This window comes from Streptomyces niger (assembly GCF_000718305.1).
Taxonomy (GTDB): Bacteria; Actinomycetota; Actinomycetes; order Streptomycetales; family Streptomycetaceae; genus Streptomyces; species Streptomyces niger.
In genome coordinates this window covers 221,089-237,687 of sequence record NZ_JOFQ01000014.1, presented here as the reverse complement: position 1 = coordinate 237,687, position 16,599 = coordinate 221,089, and the positions used below count along the sequence as shown (strand labels likewise).

At 76.0% G+C, this 16,599-nt stretch carries 9 protein-coding genes; all 9 read right to left on the bottom strand.

Translation table 11 applies throughout. From position 1 onward, the window contains the following. Window positions 1-58: 58 nt before the first annotated feature. On the bottom strand, window positions 59-2,788 hold the full coding sequence (gene fxsT, locus IF20_RS26370) for an FxSxx-COOH system tetratricopeptide repeat protein (protein ID WP_052867826.1): 2,730 nt from the start codon (window positions 2,786-2,788) through the stop codon (window positions 59-61). A 124-nt stretch (window positions 2,789-2,912) separates the two neighbouring features. Continuing rightward, a complete protein-coding gene (gene fxsT / locus IF20_RS26365) occupies window positions 2,913-6,134 on the bottom strand; it encodes an FxSxx-COOH system tetratricopeptide repeat protein (RefSeq protein WP_052867825.1) in 3,222 nt (1,073 codons plus the stop codon). Beyond that, entirely contained in the window at window positions 6,124-7,443 is a 1,320-nt protein-coding gene (locus IF20_RS26360; RefSeq protein ID WP_052867824.1) for a CHAT domain-containing protein, read from the bottom strand. Before IF20_RS26360 ends, fxsT (IF20_RS26365) begins: the two co-directional genes overlap by 11 nt. Beyond that, window positions 7,433-9,277: a hypothetical protein gene (locus tag IF20_RS26355; protein WP_052867823.1), complete on the bottom strand. Its 1,845-nt coding sequence runs from the start codon at window positions 9,275-9,277 to the stop codon at window positions 7,433-7,435. Before IF20_RS26355 ends, IF20_RS26360 begins: the two co-directional genes overlap by 11 nt. 68 nt (window positions 9,278-9,345) lie before the next feature. Further along, entirely contained in the window at window positions 9,346-10,278 is a 933-nt protein-coding gene (locus tag IF20_RS26350) for an AAA family ATPase (protein ID WP_052867822.1), read from the bottom strand. Then, window positions 10,275-10,655 (bottom strand): CU044_2847 family protein, encoded by a 381-nt coding sequence (locus tag IF20_RS26345; RefSeq protein ID WP_052867821.1) that lies wholly within the window; start codon window positions 10,653-10,655, stop codon window positions 10,275-10,277. The genes IF20_RS26350 and IF20_RS26345 overlap by 4 nt, the downstream gene beginning before the upstream one ends. 91 nt (window positions 10,656-10,746) lie before the next feature. Further along, a complete protein-coding gene (fxsT, locus tag IF20_RS26340; RefSeq protein ID WP_052867820.1) occupies window positions 10,747-13,743 on the bottom strand; it encodes an FxSxx-COOH system tetratricopeptide repeat protein in 2,997 nt (998 codons plus the stop codon). A gap of 100 nt (window positions 13,744-13,843) precedes the next feature. Then, the gene (locus tag IF20_RS26335) at window positions 13,844-15,241 is read right to left on the bottom strand and encodes an aKG-HExxH-type peptide beta-hydroxylase (protein WP_052867819.1); all 1,398 of its coding nucleotides are present in this window, start codon (window positions 15,239-15,241) and stop codon (window positions 13,844-13,846) included. After that, complete coding sequence (locus tag IF20_RS26330; protein WP_407702556.1) at window positions 15,238-16,464, bottom strand: FxsB family cyclophane-forming radical SAM/SPASM peptide maturase; 1,227 nt, start codon at window positions 16,462-16,464, stop codon at window positions 15,238-15,240. The genes IF20_RS26335 and IF20_RS26330 overlap by 4 nt, the downstream gene beginning before the upstream one ends. Window positions 16,465-16,599: the final 135 nt, after the last annotated feature.

Genomic DNA, 16,599 nt, shown 5'->3' with positions numbered 1-16,599 from the left:
GGGGCCGGCCCCCAACCCATCGGTGGGGGGGGCCCCCCGCCCCTTTCGGTGTGCGCCCTCAGATCGTCAGCGGCTCGAAGTCGCGGAGCTGGTACGGCGGCAGGTCCGCCTCGGTGGCGCGGGTGTCGTGCGCCAGCGCGACCGTCCAGGGGTGGCCGGGGCCGACGGCGATCTCCATGGCGGGCAGGGCGCGCGCGAGCGTGCTCAGGGCCGCGGCGCGGTCGCCCGTCGCGAGCAGTGCCAGCGCGTGGTTGGCGTCGCTGCCGACGGTGTACGGGTGCGCCGGACCGAGCAGGTCGCGGTAGGCCCGGTAGGTGTCCTCGGCCATGGCCAGGGCGCGTTCCGGGTCGCCGGACTCCCGCTCCAGGCAGCCGGCGCCGGACGCGATCATCAGGGTGAGCGGGTCCCGGCGGCCCAGCAGCAGCGCCGCCCGTTCCAGCAGCGCGGCCATGCCCTGCCGGGCGCGGTCGCCCTGGCCCGCGCCCCGGCGGCAGAGCGCCAGGTTGTGTGCGGCGCGCAGCGTCTGCGGGTGGTCGGCGCCGAGGAGCCGGTGGTGGGCCCGGGCGTTCCGCTCCTGGGTCTCCAGGGCCTGGTCGATGCGGCCGGTGAGCCGCAGGTCTGTGGCGTGGTGCAGCGCGGAGTAGAGCGTCCAGGGGTGGTCCGGGCCGAGGACCTCGCGGCGCGCCCGCAGGGTCTGCAGGTCCAGCTCGGCGGCCTCGTCGTGGGCGCCGAGCAGCCGGAGGGAGACCGCCAGGTTGTTCTGGGCCTCCAGGGTGCGGGCGCCCCGCTCGCCGAAGGTCTGCCGGCTGCCGTCGAGGACGTACCGGGAGAGTTCCAGCGCCTCCTGGTAGCGGGCGAGGCCGCGCAGGTCGGCGGCGAGGCCGGCGGCGGCGCGCAGTATCTCGGCGTCCGGGGAGCCGCGCCGGCCGAGCAGCCGTTCCAGCGCGGGCCGGTCCAGCGCCTCGCAGGCCGCGTACTGCCCCGTGGCCCGCAGCAGGTTGGTGTGCGCGTGCAGCAGGTCCAGGCGGTACGGGTGGTCCTCGGGCAGCAGCCGCTCCCAGGTGAGGGCGGCGCGCCGGGCGAGGGCGAGGCCGGTGTCCTGGGTGCCGGTGAGGTAGGCGTAGCGCAGGCAGTGCAGTACGGGTGCGGCGGTCTCCGCGGGGTCGGCGTCCAGGGCGCCGGCGGGCAGCAGGTGCGGGAGCAGCGCGGCGTATGTGGGCCAGTGGGCGGGGTCGTCGGGGTGGCCGGGGTCGGCGGCGGCGAGCGCGCCGCGCACGGCCCGGGCGTACCGCTCCCGCTCCGGCGCCGGGATGCCCTCGCGGACCAGGAGGCGCACCATGCGGTGCAGGTGGACGCCGGCCACCTCGGTGCCGTCGGCGGACCCGGTGGCCTCCACGATCGAGTGGCGGACGAGCAGCCGCAGGGCTTCCTGCAGCCGCCGGGGGTCGCCGGTGACCGGGGTGAAGTCGCCGCGGATCCGGGTGAGGAGCGCGACCGGCACGGTGCCGGGCGCGAGGACGGCGCACAGCCGCAGCACTTCGGCGGCGTCCGGCGCGGTCTCCGCGATGCGGTCCAGCAGGGCGGTCCAGACCGCGGCGAAGGTCTTCGGATAGTCGTCGGCGACCACCGTACGGGCATCCGTCGTCCCGCCCTCCAAGAGGCGCAGGTACCGGTCGACGCTCATGTCGGAGTCGTTCAGCCAGCCCGCCGTCTGGTCCAGCAGGAGCGGCAGGTCCTCCAGCGCGGCGGCCAGCCGGTCGGCGTCGGCCGCGGTCAGGCGCGGGGCGCGGCGGCGGACGAAGGCGACGCTCTCCGGGCGGCCGTAGACGGGGACCGGGAGGAGGGTGTGGTGGGTTGCCCAGGCGCGGTTGCGGGAGGTGACCAGGGTGTGGCCGGAGCCGCTGGGCAGCAGGTCCGCCACCGCCGCCGGGTCGTCGGCGCCGTCCAGGACGAGCAGCCAGCGGCGGTACGGCTCGCCGCGGCGCAACGCGTCGACGACCGCGCCGAGCCGCTCCGCCGGGCCGGCGCGCAGCCCCAGCTCCGGGGCGAGCGCCGCCATCTTGCGCCGGGCACGGTCGGCTCGGGCGGCGTTGACCCACCACACCACGTCGTACTCGGTCGCGAAGCGGTGCACGTACTCGGCGGCCAGCTGGGTCTTCCCGACGCCCGCCATGCCCACCAGGGTGCAGACGGCGGCGCCGCGTACGGAGCGTTCCAGGCGGCGGTGCATGTGGGCGAGGAGCGCGGCGCGGCCGGTGAAGCGGGGGTTGCGGCGGGGCACCCCGCCCCGGACGGCGGGGGCGTCCAGCGGGAAGCGCGGCCCGCCGGTGCCGGGCGCCGGGGTGTCCGGCAGGCCGAGGCGGCGCAGCAGGAGGCGTTCGGCGTGGTGTGCGCCGGCCTCGGTGAGCTGTGCCGGGCCGAGCGCGGCGGCGCCGGCCGGGAGGTTGCCGGGGTCGGTGACGGAGACGGCGGCGAAGCGGCCGGGGTACGCGGCGGTGACGGCGGCGAGCGCGGCGTCCCACTCCCGGCCGGTGCGGACGCCGGGCTGGAAGTAGCCGGTGCTGAAGACCAGCAGGATCCGGCCGCCGGAGAGGGTGAGGCCGGCGAGCGCGGAGCGCAGGTCCATGGCGGCGGGCGGGTCCCAGTGGTGCAGCGGGGCACGCAGCCCGTGGCGCTCCAGCCGGTCGGTGATCCAGTCTCCCCAGGCACGACTGTCCCCGGCGACACTCACGGTGACCCGGAGACCCGTCGGCTGCTGCGGATGCGTCGTGCCCGCCGGCTGCGCCATACCGGTCCTGCTCTCTCCGAAGGGGCCGTCGGCACGGCCCTGTTCTTCCGTATCCCACCGCGCCGTGCGGGTGCGAGCGGGTTCCGGCCGAGTAGTGCGCGGCCCGCCGCGTGCCGGCTCGCGTTCAGATGATCAGCGGCTCGAAGTTGCGCACCGGGTGCGGGGCCGGGCCGCTGCGGGTCACCGCGGTGTTGTGGGCCAGGTCCCGGGTCCACGGGTGGTCCGGGCCCACCGCGGCTCTCATCTCCCGGAGTGCGGCGCCCAGGACGGCCCGTCCCTCCTCGGTCTCCCCGGCGGCGAGCAGCACCAGGGCGTGGTTGGCGCGGGTGCCGATGGTGTACGGGTGGCCGGTGCCGAGCAGTTCCCGGTAGCTGTGGTACGCGCGCTCGCCCACGGCCCAGGCGCGGTCCAGGTCGCCGAACTCCCGCTCGGCGCAGGAGAAGCCGGCCGCGGTCATCAGGGCGAGCGGGTCCCCGCGGCCCACCACGCGTTCGGCGCGCTCCAGCAGCCGGTCCAGGTCCTGCCGGGCCCGCTGTCCCTGCCCGGCGTGGTACCGGCACAGGGCGAGGCTCAGTCCGGCCCGCAGCGTCTGCGGGTTGTCCTCGCCCATGACCCGGCGGTGGCTGCGCAGGTTCCGTTCCTGGAGGGCCAGCGCTGCGCCGTGCTGACCGGTCAGCCGCAGGTCGGTGGCGTAGTGGATCTCGGAGAAGAGCGTCCAGTTGTGTTCCGGGGAGAGCACCTCGCGACGCGCCAGCAGTGTCTGCCGGTCCAGCTCCAGGGCCTGGTCGTAGTCGCCGAGCAGCCGCAGCGACACGGCGACGTTGTTCTGCGCGGCGAGGGTGCGCGGGTGCTCCTCGCCGAAGGTGCGCCGACTGCCGTCCAGGACGTATCCGGAGAGGTCCAGCGCCTCTTGGAAGCGGGCCAGGCCGCGCAGGTCGGCGGCGAGTCCGGTGGCCGCGCGCAGCGTGTCCGGGTCGTACGCGCCGCGCTGCCGGTGCAGTTGGTCCAGCGCGGCCCGGTCGATGCCTTCGGAGGCGGCGTAGTCGCCGGTGATCCGGAGCAGGTTGGCGTAGTGGTGGTCGAGCGTGAAGCGGCGCGGGTGGTCGTCGGGGAGCAGCCGCCGCCAGGAGCGGTCGGCCCGGCGGGCCACTTCCAGGCCGCTGCGGTACTCCCCCGAGAGGTAGGTGTAGCGCAGACAGTTGAGCACCAGCCCGGCCATGTCGGCCGCTTCGACGTCCAGCGCGCCGGACGGCAGGAGGTGCGGCACCAGTGCGGCGTACGCGGGCCAGCGGTCGATCCGGGAGGGCTCCCCGGGGTCCGCGTCGGCCAGCGCCCGGCGTACGGCGTGGCCGTAGCGCTCGCGGTCGGCGGCGGAGAGGCTGTCCCGGAGGAAGAGGTGGACCATCCGGTGCAGGTAGACGGTCTCCGTGCCGTCCTCGTGCTCCTCGGCGCCCAGCACGGAGTACAGGACGAGCAGCCCGATCGCGTCGTGCAGCCGCTGTGGGGTGCCGGTCAGCCCGGCGAACTCGCCGCGCACCCGGCCCAGCAGCCCGGCCGGCACCACACCGGGCGCGAAGAAGGAGCACAGGTACAGCAGGTCCACGGCGTCGGGGGAGACCTGGCGGAGGCGGTGGAGGAGGATCGTCCAGGCGGTGGAGAAGGTCATCGGGAAGTCGGCGGCGACCACCGCGCCGGCCTCCTGCATCCCGTCCTCCAGCAGGCGTACGTACGCGTCCACCGTCATGGTCGCCTCGTCGAGCCAGCCCGCCGCCTGGTCCAGCAGGAGCGGCAGGTCTTCGAGGGCCTCCGCCAGCCGGTCGGCCTCGTCGCGGTCCAGGCGCGGGGCGCGGCGGCGGACGAAGGCGACGGACTCCGCGCGCTCGTAGACGGGGATCTCCAGCAGCAGGGTGTTGTACTCGGCCCAGGAGCGGTTGCGGGAGGTGATCAGCACGTGTCCGGAGCCGCTGGGCAGCAGGTAGGACACCGCCTCGGGGTCGTCGGCGCCGTCCAGGACGAGGAGCCAGCGGCGGTACGGGCTGCCGCGGCGCAGCGCGTCGGCCACGGCCCGCAGCCGTTCGCCGTACTCCGGGCCCGTGGCCAGGCCCAGGTGCGGGGCGAGTGCGGCGAGCTGCTGTCGGGCCTCGCCCCAGGTGTCGGCCCGGATCCACCACACCACGTCGTACTCGGAGGCGAAGCGGTGCGCGTACTCGGTGGCCAGCTGGGTCTTGCCGACGCCGGGCATGCCGAGCAGCGTGCAGACCGCGGCGCCCCGTACGGATCTCTCCAGGCGGTCGTGGACGTGGCCGAGGAGCGTGTCCCGGCCGGTGAACCGCGCGTTGCGGCGCGGCACCCCGCCCCAGATGGCGGGCGCGTCCAGCGGGAAGCGCGGGCCCTTGTCGCCGGTGGCCCCGGTGGCGGGCGTCCCGGCGAGGCCGAGGGTGCGCAGCAGCAGCCGTTCGGCCTGTTCGGCGGTGAGCCGGTCCGCCGCGTCGGTCCCCTCGGTGAGCGGGGCGGGGCGCAGGGCGGCCGCGGCGGACGGCAGCCGCGCCGGGTCCGCGAGGGAGACGGCGGCGAAGCGGTCCGGCAGGCGGGCGGTGAGGCCGGCGAGTGCGGTGTTCCACTCCTCGGTGGAGCGTACGCCGGGCTGGAACCAGCCGGCGCTGAGGACGAGGAGGACGCGTCCGCCGGTGAGGGTGAGGTCGCCGAGCGCGGCGGACAGCGGCATGTCGGCGGGCGGGTCCCAGCGGTGCAGGGAGGCCCGCAGCCCGTGCCGCTCCAGCCGGTCCGCGATCCAGACGGCCCAGGCGCGGTTGACCCCGGCGAAGCTGACGGTGACGTGGCCGGCGGCTCCGCCGGCCGTTGGCGGAGCCGGGGCCGGGCGGGTGGCCGGTGCCGTGTGGGGTGCGGGCGTTCCGCGGCCGGTGCCGGGGGCCGGTCTGCGACCGGGCGGGCCGGCCGCCGGCCGCGGCTCCGGCGCGTCGGCCGGAGGCACGATGCGGGAGGGCAGTTCGGCCTTGCGGACCGGTACGCCCCAGCGGTTGCTGATGGTCAGCCACAGGGCGGCCGGGCCGGGCGGGCCGGCCGCGGTGACGACGAAGCGGGCCGGGCCGTAGGTGCCGCCGAAGCGGTGCAGCACCACCCCGGGGTCGTCCAGTACCTCGCAGACGAACTCCGGCGCGCCGTCCAGCGTCACGCCGAAGGTGAACTCCTCCTGCTCGAAGGGCCATTCCTCGGCCGTGTGCGGGCAGCGGAGGTCGACGGTGACGAGGTATCCGACGCCCGCCTCGGCCTCGCGTGGCCAGCTGACGAGGGGTTCCAGGGTCAGCCGGGCCGCGTCAGCGGTCATGCTCCCTCCCTGCGTCGCCCGTCAGCCGGAGCGTGGTGTGCGGGTGTCCGTAATAGACGAACATGAAGCTGTACAGGAAGCGTAGAACCTTCGTCTGTCCTTCGGCATCCACTGTTCGGTCGTCCCGCACGGTGTCCGGGATGTACGGGAGTTCGGCGGCCTCGGCGGCGGCCTCGGCGCGGAAGCCGCGCAGCGCCTGGGCCACCGGCACGGTGGGCCGCGCGGCGACGTGCGCGATGACGTCCCTGAGGAAGCGGCGGACCCCGTCGTCGCCCACCGCGCCGGTGGTGGCGATGCAGGCGGGGGCGCCCTTGCGCAGGAAGAGTTCGGGGAAGCCGCGCAGCGCGGTCTGTTCGCCGAGCCCCTCGTTGACGACCAGGTGCCCGGAGTGGCAGGCGTTGAGGCAGACCAGGGTGCGGCGGGCGCCGAGCGCTTTCATGGGCCGCCGGTTCAGCTCGCTCCAGCGCCGGACGTCCAGCGTGAACTCGCTGAGGTCGGCGTCCGGGCCGCCCTCCCCGTGGCAGCCCATGTAGGCCAGCCCGGTGTCCACGTCGAGGCGCTCCAGCTCCGCCAGGAACGGGGTCAGCTCCTCGCAGGGGTGGCGGGCGAACCCCTCGAAGACGGCGGCGTCGCCGCGCATGTCCTCGGCGAAGTACGCCAGCACCCGTCCGGTGCAGTGCTCGGGGCGGGTCGGCAGGGTGATCCGCTGGTGCCGGATGGTCGTCCAGCGCGACATGGTGACCAGCCCGCCGAGGTAGTCGTGCCAGGGTGCCCGGTCCGCCTCCGGGCCGTCCTCGTCCTCGCCCAGGGCGAGGAGTTCCCACGGTATGCCGAAGCCGGTGTCGTCCTGGATCACCAGGTGCAGCCGGTGGCGGTACCGGTGCCGCAGGTCGTTCAGCCAGCGCACCAGTTCGCGCTGGTTGGCGGACCAGTCGCGGATGTCCTGCAGGATGTGGCCCGGGCTGCGGCCGTCCAGCCGGGCGGCGTCCAGCCGGATGCGCCAGGGGCGCCCCCGTACGTCGCCGGGTACGTGCGGCAGCCGCGAGTCCCCGCAGTGGCCTTCCAGGGTGAAGCCGGTCGTGCCGTCCGCGCGGGCGTCCCGCTGGACCTTGAGCAGCGCCATGCCCGGCGGCAGCTGCTCCTCCGGGGCGACCTGCACCGTGCCCAGCGCCACCGGTTCCGGGGCGCCGGCGCGTACGCCCTCCGGCGGCCGTAAGTGCCGGGAGGCGCCACCGGGCCGGCCCGGTGCGGAGCCCAGCGCCGCCCGGCGCAGCCTGTCGAGCGGACCGTGGCCCGTGCTACCCGGCACGCGTCGCCCCCTCGCCCGCCGGCTGCGCCCCGTCCCGGTCGCCCGGCGGCCGGTCCAGCACCCCGCCCAGTGCGTCGGCCAGCTCCGCCGGCAGCCCGGCGTAGGGCGTGACCCGCGGCGCGAGCACGGTCCGCCGCAGCCGCATCCGTTCCCGCGCGCCGATGTCACGCGCGGCCGCCAGCGCGTCGTCGACGCCCTGCCGCCCGGCGGGCGGGCCGGCCCGGCCCACGACGGAGGCCGTCAGCGGGACGTTGCCCCGCCCGTCGGTGGCGACCACCAGCCAGGCCTCCACCAGCCCGGCCCGCCGGCTCCGGAAGGCCCGCAGCAGCGCCTGGTCGGCCTGGACGAGCGCGTGCGCGAGCGGGGTGGCACGGCCGGGGGCGCGGTGCAGCGCCGCGGCGACCCGGGGGTCGAGCACCCCGCGCGCCAGGAAGCTCTCGGCCCGCAACTCGTCGACGGCGTCGCGGTGTCCGGTCTCGACCACGCAGACCCCGGCCCGCTCCGCGTACGCCCATTGCAGGTACGGGGCCAGGGCCCGCCGCCGGTCCCAGCCGGCGCGGCAGGTGTGGTCCAGGAGCAGGACCAGCAGCCGTTCCGGCTCCGGCGCCCTGGCGTAGCCGCGCAGGTCCGTGGCGGCGACGGTCAGCGGGTCGCCGGCCCCGCGCGCGGCCCGGCGGCCGGGCACGTTGCGGTACTTGGCGGCCTCCACGACGGTCGCGACCCAGGCGAGGTCCCGCAGGTCGGTGGCGGCCCTGATGCCGACGACGGGTCCGCGCCCCGCGGTGCCCGCCGGACCCGGCCGATGCCGCCATACGGGTCGCAAGGGGGCGTGGGCGCGCAGGGGGTCCGGGTCGTCCTCGGGGTACGCGGTCGGCGGCCGGGCCGGGGCCGGGAAGGCGTCGAGCAGCTCGCCGGGCGCTGCCTCGCGGACGCTCCGGCCGGTCTGCTCGCCGCCCGTGCCGGACGGTCCGCCGCGGGGGCCGCCCTCCGGGCCGGTACCGGCCGGCCCCGTCGCGGTCGGCGGCCCGGCGGTGGCCGGGAGGGCGCCGGCGAACGGCGGGAGGCCGGACGTCGGCAGGCCGGTGAGGCGCAGCGCCTCGGAGATCCGCTCGGGCCCCGCGACGGGGTCGCCGTCGAGGGTGGCCAGCGCGCGGGCCGTACGCGCCAGGCAGAGGGCGCGGCGCATGCCGGGTGCGCCGCCCGCTCGCTCCACTGCGAAGTCGACGGCCTCCTCGGTGAGGGCGGCGCGGGCGGCAGGTGGGCCGGTCAGCACCGCGTGCCAGCCCGGGGGCAGCAGGTCCATCGGGTCGGCCCCGCCGAACGGGCCGCCGGACTCCGTCCGCCGCCGCCCCGGCCCGGTGGGCGGCCCGGCGTGCAGTCGCAGGGGGAAGCGGTCCAGCAGGTGGGGCGAGAGCCGGCGGGCGTCCTCGTGGCCGCAGCAGACGAGCCACAGGGCGCGGGGCCGCCAGGTCCGGCTGACGACGGCGTGCTCGACGACGGCCACGTCCGCGCCGGCCGTCTGCACGGCCGCGCGCATCCCGGCCAGGCTCAGCCGGGCCAGGTCGGGGACGAGGACGAGGGAGTCGCCGGTCAGCGGCCCCGGCCCGCGCACGAAGGAGAGGACGCCGCCGGACCGTTGCGGCCGGGTCCGCAGCCACAGGTCCTCGTCCCGGTCGGCGGCGCCCAGGGTGAGGCGGGGAACGGGGGTGCCGCGGACGGCTTCCAGGACGCGGGCGCAGGCCTCGGCGACCGCCGGCGCGTGTGCCGGGTCCAGGCCGAGGAGCAGCAGTCCGCCCGTGCCCGGCTCCAGCGCGGCGCAGGCGAAGGCGCGCATCAGCCGCTCCCCCGTCGTCGCCGCCGCCGGCCGTGCCGTGTTCCCGCTCCCCCGGGAGCGCCCGTCATTCATGCGAAGAGCCCGTCGATGCTGCCCAGTTCCTCCGTATCCCACTCGTCGGGCCCGCCGTGCGCGGATTCCGGTCTGCGGTGCCGGAGGGCCATGAGCGCCGCCGTACGGATGTGCGCGGGCAGCACCTCGCGCGCGCCCTCGCGGGCTGCCAGGGCGCGGGCGCTCAGCGCGGTCACGGTCTCGCCGCGCTGGCCGACCGACCGCAGCCGGGTCGCGGCCTCGATGCACAGCTCGGTGGCGGCGTCGCTGACCACGACCTCCTGCACGGCGCCGCGGGCCGCGTCCAGCCGCTCGCGCAGCCTGCGGTCGGCGGCCAGCCCTGCCGCCAGCCACTCCGAGCGGGGTGCGCGGGACTCGTCCTCGAAGCGCAGCGCGGTACGGACGACCTCCCGGCGTTCGGCGGCGGTCAGCTCGGCGGCGGTGACCATCAGGCCGAACCGGTCCAGCAGCTGCGGCCGCAGGCCGCCCTCTTCCGGGTTCATGGTCCCGACGATGCCGAACTGCAGCTGCCGCACCCGGGAGATGGCCTCGCGCTGCACGCTGAGCACTCCGGTGGACGCCACGTCCAGGATGATGTTGACGACGTGGTCCTCCAGGAGGTTGACCTCGTCGATGTAGAGCAGGCCGTTGACGGCGGCGGCTTCGAGGAGGCCGGGCTGTTCCTTGGGCTCGCCGCGCATCAGCGCGTCCAGCTCCCAGCCGCCCAACACCCGGTCGTCGGTGGCGTTGATGGGCAGGGTGACGGGCAGTTCCCCGCGGGCCATCAGCGAGAAGGCGCGGACCAGGGTGGACTTCGCGGTGCCGCGCTGGCCGCTGATGAGGACGCCGCCGATGGCGGGCTCGATGTGGTTCAGTTCGAGCGCGAGCTTCACTTCGCGCTGCGCCACGACGTAGCTGTACGGCAGGATCCGGATGTCGCGTGCGGTCACCGGTCGCCTCCGGGCTGCCAGCGGAAGGTCACCTGGAGCTGGGCCTCGGCGCCGGAGGACGCCAGGACGGCGCCCAGCGACGCGTCCAGCTTGATGGCCAGCTGCAGTTCTATCTCGTCGGGGCGCGCTGCGTCGGACAGCCGGTCCAGCTGCTCGCGGGCCTGCTCGGCGCAGGTTCTGGCCAAGTCGAGGCCGTCCTGGTAGACGTCGCGGGCGATGTCCAGGACGCGGGAGGCGGGGCCGCGCGTGGTCTCGCCGCCGTACACGGCCTCCAGCCCGTCGGCCGCGGGGGGCGCCGCGACCTCGACCGGTACCGGCCGCCGGCCCGCGGGCCTGGCGGTGCCGTCCGGGTCGCCCGGCCGTACCACTACCGTCATGTCCGTTCCCCCTCCCCGATCACTGTCCCCTGGTCGTACCCCGGCCGGTGGTTCCTGATACCGCGGCCGGGCGGCGTACGGCGACGGCGGGTCAGATGATCTGCGGCTCGAAATCCCAGAACGGCCGGGTGCGGGCGCGCGCCGAGACGGTGTGCGCATGCTGTGCGCCCAGTACCGTGCTCAGCCCCGTCAGCGCCTCTTCCTCCAGCTTGTCGGCCTCCTGCCGTTTGCGCAGGCCACGCAGGTCGGCGGCGAGCGCGATCTGGGCGGAGAGGGTGAGCGGGTGGCGCGGGCCGAGCGTGCCGGTGGCGCGGGTGAGGGTGTCCCGGCCGAGTTCGGCGGCGCTCTCCGGGTCGCTCGCGAAGTTGCGGGCCGCCGCGGCGTTCACGGCGCAGCCCAGCGTCCAGGGGTGGTCGGCGCCGACCGCGCGGCGCATCCCCTCCAGCGCCTCCTCGGTGAGCAGCAGCGCCTGCTGCCGTTCGCCGGCCGCGCGCAGCACCAGCGCGTGGTTGGCGAGCGCACCGGTCGTGTACGGGTGGTCCGCGCCCAGTTGGATGCGGTACCGGTCGGTGACCTGCTCGCCGATCTCGCGGGCCTGGTCCAGGCTGCCGTGTTCGCGGGCGAAGCAGGAGTAGCTGACCCCGACCATCAGGGTGAGCGGGTCGGCCTCGCCCAGGACGCGTTCGCTGCGCTCCAGCACCCGGGCCAGCAGCCGCCCGGCCTTGCCGCGCTCGCCCGAACGGTAGTAGCACAGCGCGAGGTTGTGCTCGGCGCGCAGCGTCTGGGGGTTGTCGTTGCCCATGACGATGCGGTGCACCCGGACGCTGTGTTCCTGCACGGAGGTGGCCTCGGCGTAGCGGCCGAGCAGCCGCATGTCGGTGGCGACGTGGATCTCGGAGAACAGCGTCCAGTTGTGGCGGGCGCGCAGCACCTCTCGGCGGGCCTCCAGGGTGCGCCGGTTCAGCGCCAGGGAGTCGCTGTAGCGGCCGAGCAGGCGGAGCGAGACGGCGAGGTTGTTCTGCGCGTTCAGGGTGCGCGAGTCCTGTTCGCCGACGAGGTCGGTGTAGCCCTGCAGGACGGTGGTGGACAGCTCCAGGGCCTCGTCGAAGCGGCCGAGGCCGCGCAGATCGGCGGCGAGCCCGCTGGCGGCGCGCAGCGTGTCCAGGTCGCGCGGGCCCTGGGTCTCGCGCAGGTGGTCCAGGACGACGCGGTCCAGCGCCTCGGTGGCGGCGTAGTCGCCGGTGGCGCGGAGCAGGTTGGCGTAGTGGTAGCTGAGGTCCCAGATCCGCGCGTGGGTGGGGCCGAGCAGTTCACGCCAGGCGGTCAGGGCGCGTTCGGCGAGCTTGAGGCCCGAGCGGTACTCGCCGGAGAGGTACATGTACCGCAGGACGTTCAGGACCAGGTTCTGGACGTCGGCGTCCTTGCTCACCAGGACGTCGGCGGCCTTGAGGTGCTGGGCGAGCTCGGCGAACCGGGGCCAGAGCCGGGTGTCGGTGGGGCGCAGCGGGTCGGCGGCGGCCAGGGCGCGCCGCGCGACGCGGCCGTACTCCGCCAGCTGCCGGTCCGGCATCAGGGCGCGGACGGTCTGGTGGACCATGCGGTGCATGTAGAGGATCTCGCCGCCGGGGGACGCGTCGTCGGCGGTGGGGTCGTGCGCCTCGATGCGGACGACGGAGTACTGCAGGAGCTTGCTGAGGGCCTGGTTCCACAGCAGCGGGTCGTTCATCAGCCCGGTCAGCTCCTCCGGCAGGTCGCCGGGCGGGAGGTCGCGGAGCAGCCGTACGGGGATGGCGGCGGGGGCGAAGAAGGAGCACAGCCGCAGCAGGTCGACGGAGGCGGGCACGGCTTCGCTGAGCCGGTTCTGCAGTATCGACCAGGAGGTCTGGTAGGTCATCGGGAAGTCGTGGGCGACCCGGACGACCTCGGCGTCGGCGCCGCTCTCCAGCAGTTCGACGTACTCGTCGACGGTCATCGTGGAGTCGCTGAGCCAGCCGGCGGTCTGGTCGAGCAGCAGCGGCAGGTCCTCCAGCGCCTCGGCCAGCTGGTTCGCCTCGGCGCGGTCCAGCCGCGGGGCGCGGCGGCGGACGAAGGCGATGGACTCCTCGCGGGTGTAGACCGGGACCTCGAACATCATGGTGTTGTGCTCGCTCCACTCGCGGTTCTGCGAGGTGAGCAGCACATGGCCGGGGCCCGAGGGCAGCATGTCGGCGACGTGTTCGGGCTGGTCGGCGCCGTCCAGGACGAGCAGCCAGCGGTGCGACGGCTCGCCGCGGCGGAGCGCGTCGCGGACGGCGCGCAGCCGCTCGCCGTACTCCTGGCCGGTGGTCAGGCCCAGCGCGGGGGCCAGTTCGGCCAGCCGCTGGCGCATGGGGGTGCGTTCGCCCGCCGAGACCCACCACACCACGTCGTACTCGGAGCCGAAGCGGTAGACGTACTCGGTGGCCAGCTGGGTCTTGCCGACGCCGGACATGCCGTACAGCGTGCACACGGCGGCGCCGCGCTCGGCCTGCTGGAGGCGGTGGTAGACGTCCGCGAGGAGGTTCTCGCGGCCGGTGAAGCGGGTGTTGCGGCGCGGCACGCCGCCCCAGACGCGCGGCTGCTCCTGGGGGTAGCGGGGGCCGCTGCCGTCCTCCTCGGGCTCGGCGTGCGGGTCGGGCTCGATGCCGAGCCGGGCCAGCAGCCGCCGCTCGGCCTCGCGGGCGCCGACGTCGGCCAGCTCGGCGGCGCCGAAGACGGCGGTGGCGGTGGGCAGCGCGTTGGTGGTGATGGAGACCGCGGCGAACTTGTCCTGGCGGTCGGCGACGACGGTGCGCAGCGCGGTGTTCCACTCCTCGTGGCTGCGCGGGCCGAGCTGGATGTACCAGTCGCTGAGCACGATCAGGACGGTGCCCTCGGCGAGCGCGAGGTCGCTCAGCGCGTCCTCCAGCGGGGTGCCGGCCCGCGGGTCCCAGCGCTGGAGCGAGACCCGCATCCCGTGGCGTTCCAGCCGGTCGCCGATCCAGGCGGCCCAGGCGCGGTTGAAGCCCGCGAAGCTGACCGTGACGGGCGGGCGGCCTCCGTGCGAGATGGTCCTGCGCGCTGCGGGCATTCGAACGACTCCCTCGTCTTACGTACGAACGAACGGCCGGGCAAGGACCGTCAGAGCTGCCCTCGTGGGGAACATACACCGGCACACCGACGGTCGGCGGTCATCGTGCGTACCGGCGTCGCCACATCGTCCGCGACGTCTCCACGTAGGCGCTCGCGCGGGCCAAGTAGCCCTCCGGGGGCGGGCGTTCCCGCAATCGGGTGAGCAGGTCGGCCATCGCCGCCGTCAGCACGCGGCCGGCCGGGGTGAGGGCGCGCGAGCCGACCAGCGTGGGCAGCGCGGCGCCGACCTGTTCCCGGCAGCGGGAGTGCTCGGCCCACGCGGTGTGGCGCTCCAGCGCGGTGTCCGCGGTCTGCGCGAAGCGCTGCCAGTAGTCGGCGAGCGCGAGATGGGAGTACGTGCCCTGGAGCAGCCCGTCGAAGGGGCGCGGGTCGGGCCGCCAGGGCGCCCAGTGCCGGGCCGTGCCGGTGTCCCGGTGCAGCGGCGTCAGCTCGGTGAGCGCGGAGAGCTTGGCGTGCTGGAGCTCGTGGACGAGCGTCGCGGCGAGGAAGGCGGGGGTCTGCGGGGTGGAGCTGAGGACCGCACCGAAGGCCTCGCGGCGGGTGCCGCTGCAGTGCCCGGGCCCTGACGCGTGCGGGCCCGGGTTGGGCGGCGGGGCGAGCGGCACCATGCAGTCCAGCAGGACGCCCGTCTCCAGGGCGCGGGTCGGGCCGCCGCGTTCCAGCAGCGGCCAGGCCCCGGCCCAGGCCGTCTGCCAGCGGTCCCGTTCGGCGGCGGTGAGCGGCTCGGCGGGCTTGAGCCCGTGCCGCTCCAGCCCGCTGTCGGCCGTACGGAAGGGATCGAGGTCGTCCAGCAGTACCGGGCGCGGGCCGCCGGTGAGCGGGCGCAGGGGCCGCCACGCGGGGTCGGCGGACTCCCAGGCGCCGTCGGGCCGGGGCAGCAGCACGGCGGGCGGGCCGACGGGCGGCCGGATGGTCAACGTGCCGTCGTGGCAGCCGAGTCGGAGTTCGGGCTGCGGTCCCGCGCGGTCGGGGGCGCGGCCGGGCAGGGTGTAGGCGCCGAGGGTGGGCAGCACCAGCGTGGTGTCCGGGGCCCGCAGCGTCAGGGTGAACGGCAGCCGGGCGCGGGCCGCGGCCGCGGCGGCGACGGCCCCGAGGTGTTCGAGGTCGGCCAGGAGTCCGGGCGGCGGCACGGCGGCCGCCAGACCGCGCAGCACGCGCCGCACCCAGGGTCCGAGCAGCGGGTAGTACAGCACCTGCCGGGTGGTGTCGCGGGCGGCGCGGTCGGCGGCCTCCAACAGTGCCCAGTGCTCCGCCACCCGGGCGGCGGCGGGCCGCGGCACGCTCGGCGCGCGGGCGCTGTCCACCGCGTCCAGCAGTGCCCGCAGCAACAGCAGCCGCCGGGTGCGCTGGTCGTCCACCAGCAGCCCCAGCGCCTGTGCGCCGCCTTCGCACCGCCCCAGCTCGCGCAGCAGGTCCTGCGGTATGCGACTGCTCATCGGGCGGGCCCCCGGGTGGCGGCGGCCAGCCGCCCCGCGGCGTGCCGGATCAGGCGCTGGAGGTCGGCGCAGTACACCGAGGGGTTGGCGAAGCCGCTGCCGCGCCGGTAGCGGTGCGCGTACTGGCCGCCGCCGCACACCCGTACCAGCGGGCAGGCGCGGCACACGGGGGCGAGGGCCGCGGCGCCCGCGTGCCGGGCGGCGATCCCGGGGTGTGCGAGGGCTTCGTCGAAGGTGTGCCGGAAGACGTCCAGGCCGGTGGCGGCGGCGCCCTCGTACGCGGACTTCAGGGAGTCGACCTGCTCGATGCTGCCGTCGGTCTCCACCACGACGGCGGTGAACGGGGTCAGGCCCAGCGACTCGCCGCCGGCCGGCGCGCCCATCAGCAGCGCCAGGCACTCCTCGAAGAGCCGGACGCCGGGCTGTCCCGGGCCGCCGTCCCACCAGGCGTCGAAGGCGGTGACGAGCCAGTCGCCGTACGGGGTGGGGCGGTCGGCGGCGTCGGGGGTGACACCCGGTGGCGGGGCGGTCCAGTTGCCGTGCGGGAGCAGCAGGTCCAGGCGCGGGGGGCGGAGGGCCGCGAGCGAGGCGTAGGTCTCGGCGGGGTCGGTGCGCGGGTCGACGACGGCGAGGAGGCCGGCGTACGCGTCCGGCCGTTCCTCGGCGAGGAGGCGGAGGCCTCGAACCGCGCGGGACCAGGCGGGGCGGCCCGCGTGGTCCACGCGCGCGGTGTTGTGCGCGGGCAGCCCGCCGTCGAGGCTGACGCCCACCCGTATGCCGTGGTCCGCGAGGGCGTGCAGCCGGTCGCGGGTGAGCAGGGTGCCGTTGGTCTGCACGGTGGGGTGCAGGGTGCAGTCCCCGGGCAGCAGTGCGCGCAGCCGGTCCACGGCGTGGCCGAGCCGGCCGGCGCCGGCCAGCAGGGGTTCGCCGCCGTGCAGGACGAGGGCCGCGTGCCGGAGGCGGTGGGCCGCCGCGTGGTCGGCGATGCGCCGGGCCGTGCGGTCCAGTACCGCGTCGCTCATCAGCGCCGGCCGGTCCCGCCAGCCGTGGTCGGCGGCTTCGTAGAGGTAGCAGTAGCGGCAGGCGAGGTTGCAGTGGCCGTGCACCTTGAGGATGAACTGCCGAAAAGGGTGCCGGAAAGGGTGCCGGAAAGGGTGCCCCAAGGAGGGGACGGCCGGCCGGTCCGCCGCCGGGTCCGCGTCCCGTACGGTCTGCTGCGCCACGTCGGCACCCCCCAAGCCGCGGCCCGCGCAGGGACGGCCCCCGTCGCCGGCCCGTGGCGGAGTATCCCTGCGGGGCGGCGTCATCAAACCGGCTTCGATCGGTCGTGTCCGGTTCCGTCGGCCCCAGCGACCGAA

Bases quoted from the DNA above. Each gene is read 5' to 3' on its own strand.
- fxsT (WP_052867826.1), bottom strand. From the start codon at position 2,788: ATGGCGCAGCCGGCGGGCACGACGCATCCGCAGCAGCCGACGGGTCTC.
- fxsT (WP_052867825.1), bottom strand. From the start codon at position 6,134: ATGACCGCTGACGCGGCCCGGCTGACCCTGGAACCCCTCGTCAGCTGG.
- IF20_RS26355 (WP_052867823.1), bottom strand. From the start codon at position 9,277: ATGCGCGCCTTCGCCTGCGCCGCGCTGGAGCCGGGCACGGGCGGACTG.
- IF20_RS26345 (WP_052867821.1), bottom strand. From the start codon at position 10,655: ATGACGGTAGTGGTACGGCCGGGCGACCCGGACGGCACCGCCAGGCCC.
- fxsT (WP_052867820.1), bottom strand. From the start codon at position 13,743: ATGCCCGCAGCGCGCAGGACCATCTCGCACGGAGGCCGCCCGCCCGTC.
- IF20_RS26335 (WP_052867819.1), bottom strand. From the start codon at position 15,241: ATGAGCAGTCGCATACCGCAGGACCTGCTGCGCGAGCTGGGGCGGTGC.